Origin of the sequence: Sphingorhabdus sp. SMR4y (assembly GCF_002218195.1) — a bacterium.
Taxonomy (GTDB): Bacteria; Pseudomonadota; Alphaproteobacteria; order Sphingomonadales; family Sphingomonadaceae; genus Parasphingorhabdus.
In genome coordinates this window covers 2,598,093-2,620,566 of the sequence record NZ_CP022336.1, presented here as the reverse complement: position 1 = coordinate 2,620,566, position 22,474 = coordinate 2,598,093, and the positions used below count along the sequence as shown (strand labels likewise).

Genomic DNA, 22,474 nt, shown 5'->3' with positions numbered 1-22,474 from the left:
GTTATCTTGGGGGACCATCTGCGATCCCGAAATTCACCAGGGACTGACCCAGTCGTCAGGTGGAGGAGGATCATCGGGTACGCCATCCCACGGGTCATCGATTGGCGGAACAGGCCCGATCGGATCGTCATCTCCCGGGTTGCCGATTGCAGGCGACACGGGTTCGAGCGTGTAGGAAGCCGGAACCAGCCCTTTGGTTCGGGCGCGCAGCGTGCCGTCGCTCGCTGGCGTAAGAGTGACTTGCGACATCAACGGCAAATCATCGCCGACAAATCTGCCATCACCCGTTTCGGTCAGGTTTCGAATGACCACCTGGTCAGGCATAATCTGGAAAACAAGCGCATGGGTCCAGCCGTCGATAGCAGAAGCATGCCCCTCCTGAATCAGGATGAGAGCGCCGATCTCGCGGATACGCCATATCCCGTCAATCGGCAGGGGAGCACCCGGGACCACGTCTTCTATCGAAGGCAGCAAGCCGGGGATCTGCGCCTGTGCCGGCGCAGCGACACCGTGGCTCAGGGTCGCGGCCAGAGCTGCAGCAAGCAGCCATCTGGAGCGGGAAAGGGATATTCGCATGGCACCATCCTTGTCTTGCGGCCGGTCTGGGCCGCTTCTCACGTCTTGTGATGAGGCAATTCCGGCTCGAAAGCGATGAGGTCTATCCCCCATCTTGCCCGGGAGAAACTGGGGGATCGACCCCATGGCAGGCCACTGGTCAAGCTGCCTAGGCTTTTCCGTGATCAAAATTCCACAAGGAGGCTTGGAATGAAAGCAGGATGGATGGCCGGATATTTCGCGCTGGGTTGCATCGCAGGACAGGCACAGGCGGCGAGCTCACAGATCGGTTTTGTCTGCATCGCCTATCAGCAGCAACAAAAGGCGCTGGCGGTGACCGTCAGATCGACATGTCTGGGCTCGGGCAAGCGGACGCTGACCAACAGCCTTGCGCTCGACGTCGACCAGTCAACGGCGACAATTCGACTGACCGGCGAGTTCCGCACCGGCGCTACCTATCGGATCGGCACCGCGGACTGTATGGGATCCACGGCTTTCCGGTTCAGCGAAAAGGGTGTCGAGGCACGGCGCTATGCCGTGATGCTCGGTGATCGTTATCTCGGGACGGCCGATCTGCTCGAAACGGGTGAGCAGACTCCCTGTTTTGATGCAAAGACCCAGGGACACGCCTCCCGGATTGTCCGATCCGTCGATTTTGCCCAATGGTCGCAGGAGCTGGTACCGGACTGGCGCGCCTGGAGAGGCGACAGCCTGCCTGCGCTGCTCGCGCCTCTGCTGGACGACTTCCCGAACGAGCCGGAAGGCCGCCCGGCGCTAAGACTTTCTGTTGAGAAGGTCCGATGGAATCCCGGCATCGTCAACAAGCGCTACCCTTATCCGCGTCAGCTGGAAGAGGTGATGGCGGTGGAAGTCACCCAGAAGGGCCTGTCCGACGATTCGGTCGCGGCAATGCGCTATTTCGGCATTGCCAGGCGGGGAGCTGCAGGATGGTATCTCCAGCAGCTTTACATGCAAGCAATGTGCGCTCGCGGGACGACTGCAGGTCAATGGGGCGCCGACAGGTGCCCCTAGGGCCGAATGGACCAGCGTCTTTCGGCTTCCGCAAAAGACCGACGGTTTGGGAGCAGGGTCTCAAACGCGACGCCACGCCGTCGCATCATCACTGCACTCTTTTCATATAGACGCGGAAACTCAGCGAAGCCTTTCCGCCGATTACCTCTACGAGCTCATCGACATTTTCGTTGATCTCGAGATCGCGGCCCAGCGCGCGGGCCGTCTCGAACAGGCCGCTCGGCTTCATGAAGTCGACCGGTCCCAGAATATCATTGATCACCCCGGATATCTGCAAATTCTGGAATCCGCTCTGCCCGGGAGGGACCACCAGCGTGAGCGAACCGATATCGCTTGATTCAAAGGCAAAGGTCTCGACCCGCTGCTTTTTGTCATTACAGTGAATATCAAAAGACCGCGATTTCGATGTCATCGCCTTGCCATTCGCATCTTTCACACCGAGATGGACGCCTCCGCGATACCGTTTGCGAAAAAGCGATTTTCCCTGACACCACGCCACGCCAATATGGAGCTGATAGATCCTGTCGCGTTCCACCACCGGGCGGGGCAGCGGTTCTGGTGACGGCGCTACCGGGTCGAAGACAGGGTCGGTCGGTGTCAGAAAATATTTCACAGGACCGAATGATCCCTTCACAACGACTTGCAACACACCATTGGGCTGTCGAAAAAGCGTTGCCGGACCCATCAGTGGCAGATCGTCTGCTGCGAACCTGTCGGGGCCGGTCTGGCGAAAATTATCCATCACCACCATGCCGGGCTGAATGCGGAGCACAAGAGCATGGGTCCACGGATCAACGACAAAGCCATGTCCATCCTCGATGACGATCCGCTTGCCATTGCTGGAAATGGTATAAGTGCCATCGGCCGTCGTCGGATTTCCGCGCTCGACATTTGCATGGTCGGGCAGGAATGCCGGTATCTGGGCAAGGACCGCCGATGATCCGAAGATCAGGCCTGCGAGCAGCATTGCCGCGAGAATAGTGGGCTTGAGAAACGTCATCATTGCGGCTTCCTCCTGGCAACAGGATATGTCCGGCATTGCAATTTCCTGCCGCCAATCCTGGGTTGTTCCGGTATGGAAAGGCTGACCGGAACGATCCGCCTCCCCTTGCCCGAGTGGTTACACCAAGCCTGTACTCCGCGACATGGGGTGAACACCTCAACCGGCCAGGCAACTCTCCCGCCAGTGGATTTCTCTGGCCCACCGGCCCGCATATGAGGTGTGCACCCTATACCCAATGCGACCGGGCCGGCCCATCACGCCTGCATGATGCAGATACGCGCTTCCGGAAACCACGACTCGCCCGAGCGACCCCGGCAAGAGCCAGTGGCTTCAGCGCGCCTGCGCCGGATCGATCAAACCTTCCCGCAAGGCATAGGCAATCAGTTCCGCGGCAGAATGCGACCCGGTCTTGCCCATTACGCTGGTGCGGTGCCGGTCTACGGTCTTGATGCTGATACCCAGAATTCCGGCAATTTCCTTGTTCGTCCGGCCGGAAACAACCAGATTGAGCACCTGTCGCTCGCGATCGGTCAGGGGTTCGAAGGTGGCGCTGTTTTTCAACAACATGGTGAAGCGACGACAGATCATTCGTCCGCCCTCCAGAATGACGGGGAGCGCATCGGTGACTTCTCCCAGGTCGTCGGATTTGCAGAAAACGCCATCGGCCCCGATATCGACGAGCTCGGCGATCTTGCCGCTCGCTTCAACGCCGGTAAAAATCACCACCTTCGTCGCAGAGGACCAGCGCCGGGCCTCCAGCAGGACCTCGGTTCCCCCGGCATGCGGCATGGAAATGTCGAGCATCAGCAAGTCGGGCCGATACTTGCGGATAGCAGCAATCGCATCGATACCATTATCGACAGTGGCGACCGGTTCGATCTGATAGCCGGCAAGCGCATCGTGATCGACGAGCGCATGCGACAAGGCGCTGCGGATGATCGCATGGTCATCAGCAATGACCGCCGTATAGGTTCTTCCGAAACTCACGCAACTTTACCCCCGGTTGCCAAGCCAAATTTGTACAGTATAGCAATTCGGATGGGAGAAAAGTGCTTTTTCCGACAGGCACTTGCGGTGCTTTTGCTGTGGCTGACGCCTTTTCTGTCAGAAACCGCACATGCCTTCGACGGTCCAGTGTTGCTCGAAACCGGACAATCTGCCGAGCAGGTCGAATATGCGGCGCGCTATCTCGTCCAGCCCCGCGGCGAAGAAATTTCGGTCGACCAGGCTTTTGCAGCCTATCGTGAGGGGCGGTTCGGTCCTCCGATAGCAACGGACAGTGATGGCGCATTTCATGACTGGCGCAGCTGGATAGCCCTGAAGTTTCGCAATGGAGGCGAGACAGGCGGCGAAACGCTGCGCAGGGTGATCGGGCTCGGCGGAATTTTCGTGGTTCCGCCAAGAGTATATCTGGAATGCGCCGGCGAACCTCGCCGGGAAATACTGGCATCTAAGACCGGGACGGATGGACAGCTCGAGGCTCGCTATTTCACCTATATCCGCACCCAGAATTTTGCCATCGCACCCGGGCAGACGTGTCTTGCGCTGATCAACGCAGCGAGTGGCGACAACCCCAATATTGGGATTTTCCGCGAAGGGGAGCTGGGCAGCAATCAGGTCGTCGCTGTCCTGTTCAAGTCGGGATTCACCGTGATGCTGGTAATGATCGGTATCATTCTGGCGGTCGTTTCCTTTCTTACCAACCGGCCGCTCGCGATGCTGATCGGCATTGGCTACGCTGTGATGATGTTGCAGAACGAGGCGTCTCTCTATTCGACGGTTCTGGCGGCGACTCCCGAACAGGGGCGATCCATATGGGAAGCGTTCACATTGCTCGCCGTGTTTTTCGGCTATTATGTTTTCCTCTATGCATTCCGCAGCGACTTTCGGCTGGATCACAATATCTGGTTCAGAATTGTCGCAATTGCACTGCCGTTACCGCTCGTCTGGATCGCCTATATTTCCAACTCTACCCCTGATCTTCTGTGGTCCCTTTATGTCGTATTGTTCCTGTTCGCCATTACCGTAGCCCTCCGGTTCGATATTGCGCCCCGCCTTCGCCTGTTGGCCGGCGGCATATTGCTATTTTCCGCCATCGCCGCACTGTTCGTCGAGCCTTATTATCTGGGCCGTCTGTTCACCGACCTTGCGATCGAGTTTATCCGGGATGCAATCCGGCTATTTGCCGGTGCCGGCATGCTGCTGCTCGTCCTCGTCGACGTGCTTCGGACGCGGCGCGAGAGAGACCGGATGACGGCAGAGCGGATTGCCGCACTCGAAATCCAGGCCGACACCGACCGCAGACTGCTTCAGACCGAGCGGGAATATGCCCGTGCCAGAGAGTCTGCCACGCGCAGAAAGGCGCAACTGGCTGCCGCCAGCCACGACATCCGCCAGCCGATCGTCGGACTGCGAAGCATATTGGCCAGGGAACGGGGGAGCCTTTCACCGGACCTGCAAAGCCAGTTCGATCAGGCGATCGACTATCTGGAGCATCTGACGAAGGAATATACCGTCGATGGAGAGCGAGCGCCCGCCGATGCCGCGGAGGATATGGAAATCTATTCTCTTGGCCTGATCACGCGCGCCGTCCAAGAGATGTTCGGCGCCGAGGCCGAGAGAGCTGGCGTGGTACTGGCCATTACCGGATCGGACGCCAAAACGCGGGTCCCGGCGCTCGCCCTGATCCGCGCGACCAGCAATCTCGTGGCCAATGCGCTGCGGCACGCCGAGGCGCAGACGATCAGCCTGGAAATAAGAGAGGGCAAGCATTGCCGGATCATAGTCCGCGACGATGGTATCGGCATGGATGCCGCAACCCTGAAAGCGGTCCAGAAGGCTGGCAAAAAGGGCGATGCGTCGGACGGTGATGGTCTTGGCCTGGCCATCGTGCGTGACCTTGCCGATCGCCACGGGTGCCGTTTCACCATTGCGTCGCGACCAGGAGAGGGCACGACTGCCGTCCTGCACCTGCCGGCATAACGCGGCCCGACCCGTCATTCGGGCAATCAGTTTAGCGAATAGTCTGCTGGTGCCTGAAGAGGATTCAATGACCCCCATTGACCAACGGTAGTCATCATCATGATTACCGGGACGGCGAGCGAGGAATAGGGATGAGGCTATGTTAGACAGCCATGGCTCAAGGGTGGAAAGAACAGTTCAGTAATCCATGTTGGAGATATCAGACAGCCAATCAAGAGAAAGGATTTTCAAAAAGGGCTGTTTCCGCCTTTGTCGCATCAAAGATACGCGAGCATCCAGATCAGCCTTCCGTTCGTCCTGATGCCGGTATACTTCCGAGTATGCGGACGACCATATCGTCGTGGTGCATGGCTTCAACGCATCCCAATAACCATTCTACATGAAATAAAATATCGATTGCGCAGGTTGATATTTTCCAGTCGAGTTATGGTGGAATTATTGGTTACCCTGCAGATTAATAACTGGCGGCCGTCGGACAGAGCTCAGACGCCTGCCGGTCGTTCGTGCACGCCCGGTGGCTCGTCCGGCACTGCCACTTCGATCCTGTTATCGATGATGCGTGTTTCAAAGGTGCGCAGGTCGGGGTAGGCACCGCCAAGACACTTGCCGGTAGCAGCCTCGAAACGGGCACCATGGACAGGGCACATGATGGCGCCGCGACGGATTCGTCCCTCGGACAGCCGGGACGCCTGATGGGTACAGCGGTCGTTGACCGCAACCAATCGCTCCCCTTCCTTCACCACGAGCACGAACCAGCCCCCGATACAGGCTGCATGTTTTCCATCTGCGGGAAATTCCTCCAACGCCATGATCGGGTGCCATGTACTACTCATTCGGACTTTTACCTTTCTCTGTGTGCGTCGACCCACCGAATGTTTTATCCGATCAAATCAGTGATTATCTGTTCAGGGCTTCATGATTACCCGGCCAAATGGGTGCGATTCTGCAACATGGCGATGCGCAGCGACCGCGTCAGACAAGGCAAAGGTCTTGTCGATCGGCATTCGGTAGGAGCCATCTTCCAGCTTGGCGAAGATATCGGCAACCAGCGCGCGAACCCGGCCGGTGTGCATTTCCTGGCCGAGGGAGACGCCGAACACATGCAGCATTTCACCGATCAGTTCAAAGAAGCTGAACGAGGGTATCTCTCCAGTTGCTGCGCCTACGGCTGCGTAGCGACCATGCGGGCGCAATGCTTTAACCAGCAACTCCTTGCCTTTGCCACCGGCCAGATCAACCGCGAGATCAACTCCGGAGCCGCCGGTAAGGGACAGGCATTTCTCGGCAATATCCTCATCGCGATAGTTGACGCCGTAATCCAGCCCGAAAGAACGAATCCGCTCCAGACGCTCATTGCTGGAAGACGTGCCGATCACTGTTGCACCTGCGGCCTTGGCGATCTGCACGGCTGCCAGCCCGACGCCGCCGCCGGCACCCTGAATCAATACGAACTCACCCGGCTGCAGATTGCCATATTCGATTAGCGCGTCATAAGCGGTACCGAAGGCGATCGGGGCAACGGATGCCAGCGCGATATCCAGCGATTCCGGAATTGCATAAGTGAAGCATTCCGGTGCGGCGAACAGTTCCGCGTGACTTCCGCACCAGTTGAAAGCCACCACGCGATCGCCGGGCTGGAAGAGCGTAATTGATGGTCCGACCGCCTCGACAATTCCCGCAGCCTGATAGCCCGGAATAAAGGGCACTGGGTCTGGTGGAGAAATCAGCCGGTTCAACAGGTCACCGCCCTCAATAGAAATCGCTTCCGATCTGATCAGGACGCCGTCGTCCTGCAAGGTCGGATCCGGCCGTTCCCCATATTGCATGACCTCCGGGCCACCGTTCTCGCTGTAGAATACTGCTTTCATAATGAATTCCTGCTGTCTGTTGACGTCTGGATAAGGAGAATTGTCCTGCCTATTCCAGGCTGCCGCCTTCGCCATGCCAAGCTGTTGACCGTGCCTTCATACGGTCGAAGAAATCGCGCATCCAGAGAGTTTCGGTCGGGATCGGCTGGCCCTGATGTTCGCCAAACTGCAGGTAGCAATAGAGATATATATCCGCCAGTGTGAAGCGGTCGCCGCAAACAAATTGCCGCCCCTCAAGCTGGCCGTCCATCCAGATGATCTTTTCTCTCGCCTTGGCCTTGAGTGCTGGTCCAGCTTCGGGTGGCAATATCGTCTTGGTGATGAGTACGGAATCCTTGTGGTCCGATTCGAAGAACTCCCGCCCTTCGGCTGCCGAGAAGCCCTCGCCCATCGGCTCGGCGATTTTCTGGTCGATGCGCCGCACCCACATACGCGTTTCCGCACGCTCCAATGGCGTGGAACCGATCAGTGGCGGTTCCGGGTGGATCTCTTCCAGATATTCGCAAATTGCGGTGATCTCGGTCAGAGCGGTCCCATCATCAAGCTGCACGGCGGGCAGTTCGCCCAGCGGGCTGATCTCGGTCGTGAAGGGAGCACGCCGGTTCTCTCTGGTCAGCAAATCGATGATTTTTCGTTCCAGCTTCAGGCCCTTCTCCGCGGCGAACATCCTGACAACATAGGGACTGGGAGCAAACAGATCGAAATCATAGAAAATCATGGCAGTTCCTTTTATTTTTAGCGGGCGGTCCAGCCGCCATCGACGGTCAGCTCGCTGCCTGTGATGAAACTGCTCTCACTTGATGCAAGAAACAGTGCGGCAAAAGCGATCTCTTCGGGCGTTCCGACGCGGGCCATCGGGGTTTCGCGGCCCAGTGACGCCAGCAGATCTCCCGCTTCGCTCATTGCGTCACTGCCGGCCCGCGTCATTTCGGTCTCTACAAAGCCGGGGTGGAGAGAATTTACCCGGATTGGCCGCTCACCCTGAACAAATTCCATCGCAGCCGATTTGGTCAGGCTGCGCAAGGCGCCCTTGCTGGCAGCATAGGCGCTGGCCTGTGACATCCCGACCATCGCGAGAATCGACGAGATATTGACGACGCTCGCCCACCGATCATTCGACTTTCCCGCGCGCTCGAGATGACTGGCCAATGTTGCGAGCGCCAGAAAAGCGCCCTGGCAGTTGACCGCCATCACTTGTTGCCATTGTTCAAGCGGCAGATCTTCCATTTCGCCAGTCGGCGCTATGCCGGCATTGTTGACCAGAATGTCAAGCCGGTCGCCAATTCTGGCGGCCGCCCTATCCCAGTCCCGGCGATCCGTCACATCGAGACGGAGATATTCAGCATCACCAAATTGCTCCAGCGCCAGCCGCGCTTTATCGCTATCTGCCGATTCGAGGTCGGCGAGCCAGACGCGTGCCCCATGCGCGACAAACAGGTCGCAGATCGCCATGCCGATCCCCCCGAGCGCACCTGTTACCAGAGCCTGGCAACCTTTCAGTCGCAAATGCTGACGGTTGCCGTTCACTGAGCGGTAAATCCATTGTCCACGATCAACTCGGTTCCATTGACGAACTGCGAAGCATCAGAAAGCAAGAACAGGATGGCATCTACGACCGCCTCCACCGGGATGAAATTCCCTGACGGCTGAAGCGCCCGCATTTGCTCTTCAATATTGTCATCGCCGCCGAGCTGTCTGACGATGTCCTTGACCATCGGGGTTTCCGTCATTGCGGGATGGACGGAATTGATCCGCACATTCGATTTGTTCGCAATGGCTTCCAGCGCAACCGCCTTTGACATCATCCGGATCGCGCCCTTGCTGGCGCAATAGCCGGCCGCGCCGGGAGCTCCCGCGATCCCCGCGGTCGAGGAAATATTGACGATGCTGCCGCAGGCTTGATTGTACATCACCGGCAGAACATGTTTCATGGCGAGAAACGGTCCCTCGACATTGACCTGCATGCTCAGCCGGAATTCTTCGGCAGGCAGGTCGGTGATCGCCCCCATGCGAATAACGCCCGCACAGTTGACCAGGCCATCAATCCGGCCCAACTGCTTGCTCACCTGCTTGACAGCCGCGATCCATTCATCCTCACTGGTGACATCCATCTGGATGGAAAGCGCTGCCGGGGCGGAAAGCGCCATCCGGTCGAGTGCCACCACGTTTGCACCAGCTCCCTGCAATCGGTCAACGATCGCCGCGCCGATACCGGATGCCGCACCGGTCACGATGATAGCCAGGTCTTGGAAACCGCTGGCTGTATTTGACTGTTCCATCAACTCTCGCCTGTTGAAAATGGACGGACCGGACATGTATGGCCATCCCAGTTTTGCGTTGCCTCGATCGCAGCGGCGAAGAAACCGCGACTTTCGTCGTTGTCCGTAATCAGTTCGACGAACAGGCCGGTGCGGTCTCGGCAGTCAAAATAGCGCAATTCGGTTTCCGTGGAGAGTTCCGCGCGGGTAACTGCCTCCCCGCCCATTGATCGGGCACTGGCTTCGACATCTTTCACGAGGACCCCATGGTGATGCGGCACGCATCCTTTCGGCATGGAATCTCCATAGACATTGGGCCACTGGCCGTTGGGCCGGATCAGCTCGATCATCATGTCGCCGGCTTGGCCAAAGGCGATATCAAGCGTCATCTGTTGCGGCTTGCCCTGATAGGTCCAGCTCCGGAAACCCATGCCCGGCAGGACAAAAAACGGCCCTGCCCCGGTCGTGTCTACCCAGGCCAGAGCAGATGCCTCGAGATCATCTGTAACATAGCCCAACTGTCTTATGATTAGAGGTTTCATCCTCGAGCTTCCGATTTGATCTGGCTGCTGTTGCTATTCATCGGGCGGCAGCGATCGCGACGTCAGCGTTGGCGATCCAAGCGATGCCGCGCCTAATGATCTCGAGATAATTCTCATCGTCCCAGGGTCCCCTGACTACCGGCGCCTCATCCATCAACGGGCGCATGTCATATTTGCCGCACGCGTGACCCAGTGGCGAATAGAGCACAGCGCCTTTGCCATGATCCTTCACATAAAGCTGAGGACGCGGCGGGTCGTCGGTGATCTCGCCCGTTTCGTAACCAGGCGTCGGCCCTTTATATCGCGCCGACAGCAAGGTCCGCAATTCGCCGAGCGGAGTTGCAACATAGGGTTCGTCGATCAGGGTAAAGTCGCTCATACCGCGCGTCACCGGATGGTCTTGATCCTCGACATGAACATGGACCTCCTGCGCGGCGAGATGGGTAACGAACCGGCTTCCAAGCAATTGCATGAACAAGGGAGAGACAGATTCCGCAGTCGATTTCACCAGCCCCGGAATACGAACGCCGCTAGTAACGATTTCGGGACCATCGGTAAATTCGAGATGCGCGTTTACCGCATGTAACGCCAGAATCCGACCGCCGTTGCGGACAAACTGGTCCATCTGCTCGGCCTGCCTATCGGTCGGCATCATGTCGCAGGTATAGAGGATCAGACCGGCGGACTTATCAAGGATGTCGAGCCCGGAATAGTCCATCGCACAACTCGCGCGTATGCGTTCGTCTTCCGCCATCGCTTCAAGCAGCTTCAGCCGGGCAAGATCGAAATCGTGATATTTTCCGCCGGTGACAATATGGATATGTTTTGCTTCTGACATCAGACCTCTCAACGATCGCCGCACCGGGGGAAGTCGCCCCTCAGATAGCGGTCGATTGTCTGGTGGAAATTCCGGATGCGAACCTCCTGCTCTCCTAGGATCATTCCCTTGAATCCGCGGGAGGAAGTACCCTGCTGCATGGTCGGCATGTTGGTGCCATCCTGCTGAAGGACATTGGCAAGAACAGGGTCGAAGGTGCCGTCAAAAGCTTCGACATAGCTTGGCAATTCCGCATGGCGATAAAGGCGATATTCGAAATCGGGGCGCGGCTCTCCCGGCGGGTCGTGACGGGTGATCAGAAAATCATAATAGCAATAATTAGGGTCTGACTCGTGCGGTCGATAGCGAAATACGATCGACATTTCCGGCGTGGTCGTAATCGTTGTGCCCGGAAAGAAGGTGTAATGATATTGATGGGCGAGCTGCTCGTCGTTCATGCGCTTGTAAGGAATATGGCTCTCTTCCTGGATCGAACGCTTGTGAGCGACGACCGCCAGATGGACGTCTTTTGCCGATCCCTGATATCCCTCCGGAAGGCCCAGCATTTTCTCCCGGATCGGCGTCATGCTTTCCCTGTCTTCGAGAATTTCACTGACCGTATGGTTGAAATTCAGCATCCGGCTGTGGATGCCCAGCAATTCGATCGGCACGTCAAAGCCTTCGGCAAAATCCAGAAATTCGGGATGCAAAGCTTCGAAATGATAGCTTTCGTTGAAGGCATCATGGGCATGTTTCCAGTTACCCTGCCATTCGAAGCTTTTGTAATCGATGAGGTTGAATTTTTCATGCTCGTAGGTTTCGAGATGCGCACCGGCCTCGCCGAGAAATTCGCGCAACGGTCCGGCGTCCGGGTCCATATTAAACCAGATCCACCCCCCCCACTGCTCGACCTTCAACTCCGGCAGGTCCAGGTCGCCATCCGGTATCCCGTCCCGAAATTGCGGGAAAAGATCGGGGTGCATAACCTGCTTCAAACTGCCGTCGAGATTCCATTCCCAGCCGTGAAACGGGCATTTGAAATGGTTGACCATGCCTTCGCGAACCTGGCACAATATATTGCCGCGATGCTGGCAGACATTGAAGAACCCGCGGACGACGTCGTCAGCGCCGCGGACAAAGAGAAGCGATTCCTTGCCAAGCGAATGCACCCGGAAATCGCCAGGTTCTTCCAGCTCGGTCACATGGCAGCCGATGTTCCAGGTGCGCGTCCAGATCATCTCCCATTCGCGGTCCATAAATTCTTTCGAATGGAAACGCTCACCGTCGATTTTCTGCGTGCCGATGTCGGGAATTGGCTTGCGCGGGAGGAAGGAGGGCGTCTCAAACTCACCCTCCGATCTCTGCGCTTTCAGAAACTCGCCTTCAACTTTTGCCATGTTCGGTCCTTAAACTAATCTCAAAAGCGCTTTTCGAGCGAAATACCGAAGGTGCGCGGATAGGGCACCTGGTTCTGGCCCCCGGGACGGGAGATGGGGCGATCCGAATTGCCGATATTGTTGGAGAAGATCGAAAATTCGAAATCGTCCTTGGCAACGCCGATACGAGCGGAGCCGATACCGTTCCAGGGTGCATAAACGCCGTTGAATACGCTCTGCTGACGCGACCGGTAGGAATAGCGCCCGTTGATCTTCAGATCCCAGCCATTGCCAAGATCACCCACATAGCTTGCGGTGGCCGAAACGGTTTTCTCGGCGGTACCGGGCAACTGACTGCCATTGGACAGCCAGGGCAGGGCAGCAGCCACTTCAGGCGTAACATTTTCCAGCTCGGTCTCGTTGATATTGCCTGCAGCCTGTAGTGTCAGTCCCTGCAGAGGCGTGCGCCAGGTGATCTCGGCATCAAGACCCTTGCCCTTCACATCACCGATCGGAACGACGATCGTTTGCAACGTGGGAGACAATTCAATCTGCGCACCGGCCCAGTCGAAATAATAGCCAGAAAGCGACACATCCATCTCTCCGAATGACCATTTAGCACCGGCTTCATAATTCCACAGGCTGTCGGGAGGCGAACTGTTGTCGAAGTTGGTACCCAAAGCGCCATTGGCCCCCGCCACGATCGAGGTGGACGTGATTGCGCCGGAGCGGAATCCCTTGGCGACCTCTGCGTAGATCATTCCGTCATCAGACGGATGCAGGGAAATATTGAAGCGCGGGTTGAAGGTATTGCTCTTCGCCCGGTCGACTCCGACGGTCGGAACCACGATGCCGGCTTCAACCAATGTGATCGAGCTGTTCTCGTCAAAAACACGCTTTTCCTCATAATATCGCCCGCCGATCGTGACATCGAGCAAGCCGTCCAGCATGCTATAGGTTGCATCGCCATAAACGGCCCACGCTTCGGATTTCAGCGTATTGTCGTTAAAGGTCGCCAGTCCGAGTTGCCCCGCCGTCGGGAAATCAGGCAGCTGGACGCTCTGCCCACCCTTGGTTTTACCATCCTGATAAAAGAAGCCGACGATCCAGGACAGCGGGCCGTTGCCGTTAGAAGCCAGCCGCAGATCCTGATTGAAATTCTTCGTCTCGAGTGGCCAGAAGCTCGCAAAGTCGCCGATTCCCGGTATGAAACCGCCGTTATTCACGACAACCGTGTTCTTGATATAGCCGGTTGTCGAGAGCAAGGTTGCAAAATCAAAATCATAGCTGATGTCGCCGGTGAACAATGTATAGCGCGAATTTGCGATACCGAAGGTCTGATTGAGGATCGGCGGTTCGGTGGTGGTGATACGGTTGGAAAAGTCCTGATTGGAGCGATTGTGCCAGGCAGCCAGCTGGATCATCAGCCTTTCGTTTGGCTCTGCCCGTAACTTCACTCGGGCCGAGAAACTGTTGGCGTCATTTGCATCGTCCTTGCCGGTGGCGATATTGTCGGCAAACCCGCCGATGGTCTTGTAGGAAACCACACCACGCAATGCCAGCTTACCGTCCGAAATCGGAACATTGACCATCGCGTCCGCGCCGCCCCCGGGTTCGCCTCCGCTGGTCACATTTGCCGTCATCCGAGTGGCCAGCTCTGCGTCGTACATGTCGGGATCGTTGGTCAGGACCTTGATCGTTCCGCCCAGTGAACCCAGACCGTATAATGTCCCTGAAGGTCCGCGTAATATTTCCACCCGGTCCAGATCATAGAAATCGGTTGCCGGCGCGTAGGGGCGCCCCGGCATGGAAAAAGCAAAATTGTCGAGATAGAAGCCAACCGTTGCATCGCCGTCGGTTTCGGACGCAGCAACCCCGCGGATCTGGAAGGTGTTGGATCCCACAGAAATCGTAGAGCCCACGGTCGCACTTGGTACCAGAGCAATCACATCCTGCAGTTGCTCGACGCCCATGCTCTGGAGAGCCTCGCCGCCGATTGCCTGAACGGCCTGCGGAACATCAGCCAGAACCTGGTCCCGGCGCTGGGCGGTAACAATGATGGGGGCAGACGCATATCCATCCTGGTCCGGGCTGCTATTGGTAGCTTGCTCCTGGGCATAGGCTGTCGCATTTGCGGAAAGTGCAAAGCCCATTGCAGTTGCCAACGCCAGTTCACGTCTCGTTTTCATCTTCACTATCGCTCTCCCAAATTCGGCTGCAAAATAATTCCAGCAGCTCTGCTTTTTTTTGAGGAGTGTATGGGATTGAACCAATTGTCAAGCAGCTCTGCTTTATTTTGCTCTTATCATTTTTGATAACTTACTGTTATACGCATGCCCCTGTTACCTGACCGTGAAAGAGAGTTTTTTTGTACAAGTCGGACCATTTGAAAGCGCAACAAGGGCAATCGGGACAGACTTCCGAAACGAAACCGGCTGCGCAAAAAATGAAGCGTGGGAGCGGCCAGAGGCAGGCAGAAAAGGGCGCAATATTAAGGGCCCAGGTTCTGGATGCGGCGATCGATTGCCTGGCGGAAATGCCTTATTCCGAAATTTCCATGGGGGTCATCGCCGAGCGGGCCGGCGTATCCCGCGGAGGGATGCAATATCATTTTCCGACAAGGCTGGACGTACTGGGCGCGACGGTCGAACATCTCCACCACAAACGACTGGAGATATTCCGGAAAGACCTTACCAGCATCAATCCCGATACGGACGCGGTCGACCATATCGTCGAATCGCACTGGCGGCATCTGAACGAGCGGGAATTTCGCGCCTATCAGGAATTGATCCTTGTCGCCCGTTCCGAACCGGAACTGGCGAACCTCCTGTCCGCGAGCTACTCCGCTTTCATCAGCAAGTGGCATGATATCGCGCACGAACTGATCGGATGGCAGGCTGAAGACCCCGAGACCGCCCGCAGCGGCAATATCGCTCATTATCTTCTGGAGGGCATGGCATATGGCCAGATCGGCGGCCAGATTTCCGACCGGGAAATCCAGGAGATTCTGGACTATACCAAGCAGATCATGCGCAGCCAGATGAGAAAATGATATAGCGGTGACCAATCATAGGGGGCCGCATTTTCAAAATCAGGGTGAACTGGCTTCGATATTCACCGTCTCGCCAGATCAATTCTTATCCCGTCATTGCGATCTTGAAAATGCGAAAGACTGATCGGCTAGCTGTTAATCAATCTAGAGAAATTGCACCTCCTGACTGCATCCGAGAACGTATATCGGGCTACCGATGCGCCGGCGGATGGCACAAACGGCAAAAACAGCGCCTGATAGGCGCCATCCGGATACTACGGGCTAAATCCTCCTAGGACTTCCATATCTCTCCTTATATGCAAAACTAGCCGTGGCTTTTCACCTGCAGGCTCTGTTATCTTCAGGGTATGCGCGTTCCGGGAATGTTTGAACGAAATCCTTGGCGCGGACGTTTGCGATAGGAACAGATCAGATGACCCCAGCACCACGCATCAGGCTTGCCCCGAACCGGAACACCAGTTCAGGGCAAGCTATTTCACGGCAAGTTTTACTGCTCCAGTGACAAGCCATGCTCGTCGTCAAATGTGAGGTCATTTTCAGAATGACCTAGTTTGACGGATGGACTGGGAGCCAACTGCAAATCGCCCACAAAAAAACTGACTAAGACAACGGCAGTTCTTGGGCCGAGAGACGACTGTCGGGTTTCAAGCAGTCGATCTCACTAGCGGACAATAAAGGCGGACTGATTGAAACGACGGCACCCGCTCCAATTGCCGATGATCCAAGACTGAATTCACGTTTCGCAAATCAGTCAACGACAGGACGGCGCTCGTTTCGGTGGCTGGCCTGTCTATGAGAAGATTGAACCGCTCGCCGCTGCCTCACCGCTTCGCCGATCAGCATCAGGGCAGGACCTGCGCCCAGGGCCGATTTCGCTGAAAGTGCCAACAGATCAAGGCGTGTGCTGAATTGACTTTCTTCGGGCAGGCTGGCGTTTTCTGTCAGAAGCACGGGTGTGTCTGCGGGCAAGCCGGCTTCGATAAGCTGGCGTGAAATCGTCGCCGCTGCCGCTTTACCCATATAGATAGCGAGCGTTGCCTTGGGATCTGCGAGTGCCTGCCAATCAAGATCGAGCTCTTCGCCCGCTTTTGCGTGAGCGGTGACCAATACAAGCTTGCGGGCCAGACCGCGCAAGGTAAGCGACATGCCTGCGCTCGCAGCAGCCGCCGACGCGGCGGTTATGCCGGGGCAGATGTGGTAGGCAATGCCGTGGGCGGCCAGCGCATCCATTTCCTCGGTCGCGCGGCCAAATATCCCTACATCACCGCCTTTCAGTCTGACCACGCTTTCTCCGGCTTTTACCGCGTCAACCAACATGTCGTTGATGCTGCGCTGGTCCTTGGAATGGCGACCGGACCGTTTGCCGACCGGAACGAGCCTTGCGGAGCGCGGTGCCAGTTCCAGCACGGCTTTTCCGACAAGCGCATCATAAAAAATGATGCTGGCAGCGCCGATCAGTTTCTCGGCCTTGCGGGTCAGCAGGTCCGGATCGCCGGGCCCGGCACCGACCAGCCATACGGCCCCTGGCGGGATGACAGTATCGCTCATTCAGCGGCCTCCAAATTCGGTTCCTGAGTGTCCGCCAGCAGCCTGGCCAGCGCGGATCGGCAACTGCCGCAATTGGTCCCGGCGTTCAGCGCTGCGCCGACATCCTCGACGCTGAGTAAAGACTGGCTGGCAATGGCGCTGACTATCTGTTTGACGCCGACATCGAAGCAGACGCAGATGATCGCCCCCTTGTCCGGCCGGGGGACTTTCGGGCGTGCTGCGAGCAAGGATGGAGCATCAGCCCGTTCATCGCTGACTAACTGACCCGCGATCCAGTCGCGCGAAGGCAGCTGTCCGCTGCGGGTTACGAAAAGCGCGGCCGCCAGTTTGCCCTCGTCATCGCGTACAGCGATCCGGCGCATCCCGCGTTTCATGTCCACGGCCTCGATGCGATCGCCAGGAGGCAGCAGACCGTCAACGTCAATAGTGCCTTCGCCAGCCAATTCGGTGAGCCAGCCGCCGGCAATACGCGCACCAGACCAGTAGAGCAGAGCCGGCAATGCCGGTCGCTCGTTGCTCACCAGAAATGCTCGCCATTCCGGTTCGACGGCCTCGATATTGCAGCAACTGTTTTTGAAAGCCGGTTGGCCGGATATTGGGTCGACCGTCTGATCGGGCAGACGGTTCGCACGGCCGCCGCTGCTCATCCGGTCGGTCCAGTGCATCGGCACGAAAATTTCGCCTTTGCGTTGGGCTTCGGTAATTTCAATGCGAAAGATGCTCTCGCCTTGCGGGGTTGCAATCCGTGCCAGACTGCCGTTACCCAGGCCACGTTTCCGGGCGTCATACGGATGAATCTCGACCAGCGCTTCGCGGCGGTGCTGTGACAATCGCGGACTGAGACCCGTGCGAGTCATCGTGTGCCATTGATCGCGATAGCGTCCGGTGTTGAGACGCAGCGGGAATGCCCGATCAACCGGTGCTGGAACGGGAGCCGCAACAGCAACCAGGTTTGCCTTGCCATCGGGCGCGCTGAATTTCCCATCGGCAAAAGGGGAACGACCACCCCAGGTCTTTGGTGCCCAATCATCATATTCGCGATCGCTGATGCCGGCCCATTCGGACATATCCAGCTTGCGCTGGCCATCATTGCGAAATCCGGTCTGGGCGGCATATTCACGGAAGACAGCCGCCGGACTATCGAACACGAATGAGTCGCCAAATCCCATGCGGCGAGCGACCTCCTGGATTATCCACCAGTCGGCTTTCGCCTCTCCCGGAGGCTTGAACAATGGACGCTGACGACTGATAACCCGCTCGCTGTTGGTGACAGTGCCGTCCTTTTCACCCCATGCGAGCGCCGGCAGTTTTACGTCGGCAAAAGCGGTCGTGTCGTTTTCGGCGATGACGTCGGACACCACAACGAAATCGCAGCCTTGCAATGCCTCGCGGACATAATCTGCATCCGGCATCGAGACGGCCGGATTGGTGGCCATTATCCAGATTGCCTTGATTTTTCCTTCGTGCACATCTCGGAACATGTCCACCGCCTTGCGGCCTGCCTTGCGCGCGATTGTCGGGCTGCCCCAGAATGTTTGCGCGGTATCGCATTCCGCTTCGGAAAAGCCCATATGTGCGGCCAGCATAGATGCCAGCCCGCCAACCTCGCGCCCGCCCATGGCGTTGGGCTGGCCGGTGATCGAAAAAGGCCCCATGCCGGGCTTGCCAATCCTGCCAGTCGCTAGGTGCAGGTTGATGATCGCATTGCCCTTGTCTGTGCCGCCGGCGGATTGATTTGCGCCCTGGCTGAACAGAGTGACCATTTTGGGATGAGCGGCGACCATATCCGCAAGCTGATCGAACAATGCCGGATCGATACCCGCTGCTGCCGGATCGCCGGATAATCCGTTCCAGAATCCTGTCGGCATCGCTACATGAGCGCGCAGATATTCTTCATCCAGCAACCCCCGGTTCCTGATCTCGGCCAGCAAGGCATTGAACAAGGAGACGTCACCGTCGAGAGCGATCGGCAGGTGCAGATCGGCGCATTCTGCTGTTTCCGTCCGACGCGGGTCGATAACGACCAGTTTCGTGCCATGTTCGGCGCGCGCCTTTTCGATCCTTTGCCAGATCACCGGATGACACCAGGCGGTGTTCGATCCGACCAACAGGATCAGATCCGCGGCTTCCAGATCATCATAACTGCAAGGCACCACGTCCTCGCCAAAGGCGCGGACATGAGCCGCAACAGCGCTGGCCATGCAGAGGCGACTGTTCGTGTCGATATTGGCGCTGCCGATAAAGCCTTTCATCAGCTTGTTGGCGACATAATAATCTTCGGTTAGCAACTGACCGGAGACGTAGAATGCGACACTGTCCGGACCATATGTGCGAACGGTATCGGCAAAGCGCCTTGCCACCAGATCGAGAGCCGTTCCCCACTCCGTGCGCGCGCCGCCAATTTCCGGATAGAGCAGCCGTCCTTCCAGACCGACCGTTTCGGCCAGGTGCGTGCCTTTCGAACAAAGTCGCCCGAAATTCGCCGGATGCTCCTTGTCACCCTTGATTATAATCTCGCGATCACCGGTGATTTCGGCCTTGATACCGCAACCAACGCCGCAATAGGGGCAAGTGGTGCAAATCTTTGTCACACGGCCCCGGCCAAAGCGGCTGTTCGGTCGATGTAAATCCGCCCGGCGTCAATTTTTACCGGAATGACCGGAACGCATCCCTTGTCTTCACCCAACGCCTCGCCTGTCAGCAGGGAAATGCGCCAGTTGTGCAAGGGGCAGGTAACACTCGTGTCGTGAACCATGCCCTGGCTCAGCGGCCCGCCCTTGTGCGGGCATTTGTTGGCGAGTGCATATATGCCGCCGGTGGCAGTGCGGAATATTACAATCTCCTGACCACCTTGTACCGGCAGGGTTCGCGCGCCGAGCGCAGGCAATTGCTCGACCGGTCCGATATCGATCCATTTTGCATCCACCATCATGCCGGCTCCAGCACAGTAAAGGGCCGGATTTCAGCAATATGCTTGTGCAAGTGGCTTTCCGCGCCCCCGACACGTTCCGCCCAGGGATCCTTCTGATGCACCGACTGGGCGAACAGAAATCGTTTCTGCAATTCCTTGCGACCTGCCTCGTCTTCCACGATACGACCCTTGATATAGTCCATGCCGACCCTCTCCACCCAGGGTGCCGTCCGGTCGAGATAGCGCGCTTCTTCGCGGTAGAGCTGGATGAAGGCCGCGATATATTCCAGCGCAGCCTCTTCGGTCTCGACCTTGCACAGGAAATCGGTGCCACGCAGGTGAATCCCGCCATTGCCGCCAACGCTCAGTTCATAGCCGCTGTCGACACAGATTATGCCGAGGTCCTTGATTGATGCCTCCGCACAATTGCGCGGACAGCCCGATACGGCGATCTTGAATTTATGCGGCATCCAGCTGCCCCAGGTCATCTGTTCGGCCTTGATGCCCAGACCTGTTGAATCCTGCGTGCCAAAGCGGCACCATTCGCTGCCGACGCAGGTTTTCACCGTGCGCAGCGCCTTGCCATAAGCATGGCCGGACACCATGCCAGCGGCGTTGAGATCCGCCCAGATCGCCGGTAAATCTTCTTTCTTGATGCCGAAAATATCGAGCCGCTGGCCGCCGGTGACCTTCACCAGCCGCGCTTCATATTTGTCGGCCGCGTCGGCAATCGCCCGCAGCTCGTTCGGCGTGGTTATCCCGCCCCACATTCTGGGAACCACCGAGTAGGTGCCGTCTTTCTGGATATTGGCATGCATCCGTTCGTTGACAAACCGGCTTTGCGGGTCTTCCTCATGCTCCGTGGGCCAGGCGCACAGCAGATAATAGTTGAGTGCAGGACGGCAGGAAGCGCAGCCGTCCGGCGTCGTCCAGTGCAGCTCCTGCATCACCTGCGGAATGGATTTCAGCTCTTTTTCGAGAATGTTGCGCCGGACATCTTCGTGGGTGAAGCTGGTGCATTGGCACATCGGCGTGACCGTTCGGGCGCCTCCATAGTCTTCGCCCAGCGAGATACTCAGCAGGCCTTCAACCAGGCCGGTGCAGGAACCGCAGCTGGCGGATGCCTTGCAACTGGCGCGAACGCTGTCGAGGTCATTGGCACCAGCATCGATGCATGCGACCACCTGTCCCTTGGTAACGCCGTTGCAGCCGCAGATTTCTGCGTCGGGGGACAATGCTGCAACGGCGCTGTCAGGGTCCAGCGTGGCCCCTCCCGAAGCAAAAGCCTGACCGAAAATCAGCGCTTCGCGAATATCCGATATGTCTTCCTCGCGTTTCAGAAGATCGAAATACCAGCTGCCATCTGCCGTATCTCCGTACAGAACGGCTCCAATCAGCTTGTCTCCCTTCACCACCACCCGTTTGTAAATCCCGCGGGAAGCGTCACGCATGACTATGTCTTCGGCGTCGTCGCCGCCGGAAAAATCACCGGCCGAGAATAGATCGATTCCGGAGACCTTCAGCTTGGTCGCGGTGACCGAACCGGCATATCCGCTAGGAGTGCTGGTCATGAAATCTGCCAGGGCGCGGCACATTTCCCAGAGCGGCGCCACCAGTCCGTAGCAGGCGCCGCGATGCTGAACGCATTCTCCGACCGCCAGTATCGCCGGATCGCTGGTTACCATATCGTCATCGACGACGATGCCGCGCTCGACTTCCAGTTCCGCCTGTTTGGCGAGATTGACTGATGGCTTGATCCCGACCGCCATGACGACAAGATCTGCGCTGATTTCGGTACCGTCCTTAAGTTTCACCCCGGTGACATGGCTATTCCCGGTTATCTCGGCGGTATCGGCCTGGGTAATGATGGTTTGACCGCGCCGTTCGAGTTCGTTGCGCAACAGGAAACCTGCCGCTTCATCCAGTTGCCGCTCCATCAGCGTCGGCATCAGATGCAATACGGTGACCTGCATCCCGCGCAGGGAGAGGCCGTGCGCCGCTTCCAGTCCCAGCAGGCCGCCCCCGATCACGACGGCATGGCCGCCAGCTTCTGCCGCCGTCAGCATCTTGTCGACATCGTCCAGATCGCGAAAGGTGATAACTCCCGGCAGCTTGTGGCCCGGCACCGGAATGATGAACGGATCGGATCCCGTCGCGATCAGCAGACGATCATAAGGGGTCACCCGGCCCGAGGCACTGACCACCTCCTTCGCGTCGCGCTTGATCGCGATGATCGCATCGCCGCTGACCAGTTCTATACCATTATCATCATACCAGCTTTGATCATTGATGATGATTTCTTCAAAGCTCTTGTCGCCTGCCAGAACCGGGGACAGCATGATCCGGTCATAGTTGACCCGCGGTTCCGCACCGAAAATGGTGATGGCGTAGCGGTCCGCGTCGCGGGCGAGAATTTCCTCCACTGCGCGGCAGCCTGCCATGCCATTGCCGATGACGACAAGCCGTTCGCGCTCATCAGGGGAAGCATGTCCCTGCTTGTCTTTCAAAGTAACCGGTGCGTTCATTGACA

Annotated in this window: 19 protein-coding genes; 3 read left to right on the top strand and 16 right to left on the bottom strand. The window is 57.6% G+C overall.

Translation table 11 applies throughout. From position 1 onward, the window contains the following. Positions 1-33: 33 nt before the first annotated feature. A complete protein-coding gene (locus SPHFLASMR4Y_RS12610) occupies positions 34-576 on the bottom strand; it encodes a hypothetical protein (RefSeq protein WP_145955536.1) in 543 nt (180 codons plus the stop codon). Positions 577-765: 189 nt separating this feature from the next. Here SPHFLASMR4Y_RS12610 and SPHFLASMR4Y_RS12605 point away from each other — a divergent pair, with 189 nt between their 5' ends. Beyond that, positions 766-1,587, top strand: a complete 822-nt coding sequence (locus SPHFLASMR4Y_RS12605; protein ID WP_089133856.1) for a hypothetical protein — start codon at positions 766-768, stop codon at positions 1,585-1,587. 88 nt (positions 1,588-1,675) lie between these two features. On the opposite strand, the gene SPHFLASMR4Y_RS12600 is transcribed toward SPHFLASMR4Y_RS12605, so the two are convergent. Both SPHFLASMR4Y_RS12600 and SPHFLASMR4Y_RS16910 read right to left on the bottom strand, forming a co-directional pair. Next, positions 1,676-2,590: a hypothetical protein gene (locus SPHFLASMR4Y_RS12600; RefSeq protein ID WP_145955535.1), complete on the bottom strand. Its 915-nt coding sequence runs from the start codon at positions 2,588-2,590 to the stop codon at positions 1,676-1,678. A 330-nt stretch (positions 2,591-2,920) separates the two neighbouring features. After that, complete coding sequence (locus SPHFLASMR4Y_RS16910; RefSeq protein WP_145955534.1) at positions 2,921-3,577, bottom strand: LuxR C-terminal-related transcriptional regulator; 657 nt, start codon at positions 3,575-3,577, stop codon at positions 2,921-2,923. Between the two features lie 87 nt (positions 3,578-3,664). Between SPHFLASMR4Y_RS16910 and SPHFLASMR4Y_RS12595 the strand changes: the two genes are divergently transcribed. Then, positions 3,665-5,572, top strand: coding sequence for an ATP-binding protein (locus SPHFLASMR4Y_RS12595; RefSeq protein WP_186265935.1), 1,908 nt, complete (start codon positions 3,665-3,667; stop codon positions 5,570-5,572). Between the two features lie 482 nt (positions 5,573-6,054). Here the strand turns inward: SPHFLASMR4Y_RS12595 and SPHFLASMR4Y_RS12590 are convergent, their stop codons facing one another. The 9 genes from SPHFLASMR4Y_RS12590 to SPHFLASMR4Y_RS12550 all read right to left on the bottom strand — a co-directional run bounded on the left by SPHFLASMR4Y_RS12590 (position 6,055) and on the right by SPHFLASMR4Y_RS12550 (position 14,622). After that, entirely contained in the window at positions 6,055-6,405 is a 351-nt protein-coding gene (locus SPHFLASMR4Y_RS12590) for a Rieske (2Fe-2S) protein (RefSeq protein ID WP_089133853.1), read from the bottom strand. A 72-nt stretch (positions 6,406-6,477) separates the two neighbouring features. Continuing rightward, entirely contained in the window at positions 6,478-7,440 is a 963-nt protein-coding gene (locus SPHFLASMR4Y_RS12585) for a zinc-binding alcohol dehydrogenase family protein (RefSeq protein WP_089133852.1), read from the bottom strand. Positions 7,441-7,489: 49 nt separating this feature from the next. Next, positions 7,490-8,158, bottom strand: coding sequence for a glutathione S-transferase family protein (locus SPHFLASMR4Y_RS12580; RefSeq protein ID WP_089133851.1), 669 nt, complete (start codon positions 8,156-8,158; stop codon positions 7,490-7,492). 17 nt (positions 8,159-8,175) lie between these two features. Beyond that, positions 8,176-8,967: an SDR family NAD(P)-dependent oxidoreductase gene (locus tag SPHFLASMR4Y_RS12575; protein WP_089133850.1), complete on the bottom strand. Its 792-nt coding sequence runs from the start codon at positions 8,965-8,967 to the stop codon at positions 8,176-8,178. After that, a complete protein-coding gene (locus SPHFLASMR4Y_RS12570) occupies positions 8,964-9,719 on the bottom strand; it encodes an SDR family NAD(P)-dependent oxidoreductase (protein ID WP_186265934.1) in 756 nt (251 codons plus the stop codon). Before SPHFLASMR4Y_RS12570 ends, SPHFLASMR4Y_RS12575 begins: the two co-directional genes overlap by 4 nt. Next, a complete protein-coding gene (locus SPHFLASMR4Y_RS12565; RefSeq protein WP_089133848.1) occupies positions 9,719-10,240 on the bottom strand; it encodes a VOC family protein in 522 nt (173 codons plus the stop codon). Before SPHFLASMR4Y_RS12565 ends, SPHFLASMR4Y_RS12570 begins: the two co-directional genes overlap by 1 nt. Positions 10,241-10,277: 37 nt before the next feature. Continuing rightward, positions 10,278-11,078 (bottom strand): ThuA domain-containing protein, encoded by an 801-nt coding sequence (locus SPHFLASMR4Y_RS12560; protein WP_089133847.1) that lies wholly within the window; start codon positions 11,076-11,078, stop codon positions 10,278-10,280. 8 nt (positions 11,079-11,086) lie between these two features. Further along, the gene (locus tag SPHFLASMR4Y_RS12555; RefSeq protein ID WP_089133846.1) at positions 11,087-12,454 is read right to left on the bottom strand and encodes an aromatic ring-hydroxylating oxygenase subunit alpha; all 1,368 of its coding nucleotides are present in this window, start codon (positions 12,452-12,454) and stop codon (positions 11,087-11,089) included. Positions 12,455-12,474: 20 nt separating this feature from the next. Then, the gene (locus tag SPHFLASMR4Y_RS12550; protein ID WP_186265933.1) at positions 12,475-14,622 is read right to left on the bottom strand and encodes a TonB-dependent receptor; all 2,148 of its coding nucleotides are present in this window, start codon (positions 14,620-14,622) and stop codon (positions 12,475-12,477) included. Positions 14,623-14,879: 257 nt separating this feature from the next. On the opposite strand from SPHFLASMR4Y_RS12550, the gene SPHFLASMR4Y_RS12545 reads away from it, so the two are divergent. Beyond that, positions 14,880-15,485, top strand: coding sequence for a TetR/AcrR family transcriptional regulator (locus SPHFLASMR4Y_RS12545; RefSeq protein WP_089133844.1), 606 nt, complete (start codon positions 14,880-14,882; stop codon positions 15,483-15,485). A gap of 747 nt (positions 15,486-16,232) precedes the next feature. Here the strand turns inward: SPHFLASMR4Y_RS12545 and cobA are convergent. From cobA to nirB, 4 genes are read right to left on the bottom strand one after another with little or no spacing between them, the layout of a single operon-like run. Continuing rightward, entirely contained in the window at positions 16,233-17,033 is an 801-nt protein-coding gene (gene cobA / locus SPHFLASMR4Y_RS12540; RefSeq protein ID WP_089133843.1) for a uroporphyrinogen-III C-methyltransferase, read from the bottom strand. After that, positions 17,030-19,624, bottom strand: a complete 2,595-nt coding sequence (locus tag SPHFLASMR4Y_RS12535) for a nitrate reductase (protein ID WP_089133842.1) — start codon at positions 19,622-19,624, stop codon at positions 17,030-17,032. The genes cobA and SPHFLASMR4Y_RS12535 overlap by 4 nt, the downstream gene beginning before the upstream one ends. After that, positions 19,621-19,962: a nitrite reductase small subunit NirD gene (nirD, locus tag SPHFLASMR4Y_RS12530; protein WP_409928913.1), complete on the bottom strand. Its 342-nt coding sequence runs from the start codon at positions 19,960-19,962 to the stop codon at positions 19,621-19,623. Before nirD ends, SPHFLASMR4Y_RS12535 begins: the two co-directional genes overlap by 4 nt. Further along, positions 19,962-22,469, bottom strand: a complete 2,508-nt coding sequence (gene nirB / locus SPHFLASMR4Y_RS12525) for a nitrite reductase large subunit NirB (protein ID WP_089133841.1) — start codon at positions 22,467-22,469, stop codon at positions 19,962-19,964. The genes nirD and nirB overlap by 1 nt, the downstream gene beginning before the upstream one ends. Between the last annotated feature and the right edge of the window lie 5 nt (positions 22,470-22,474).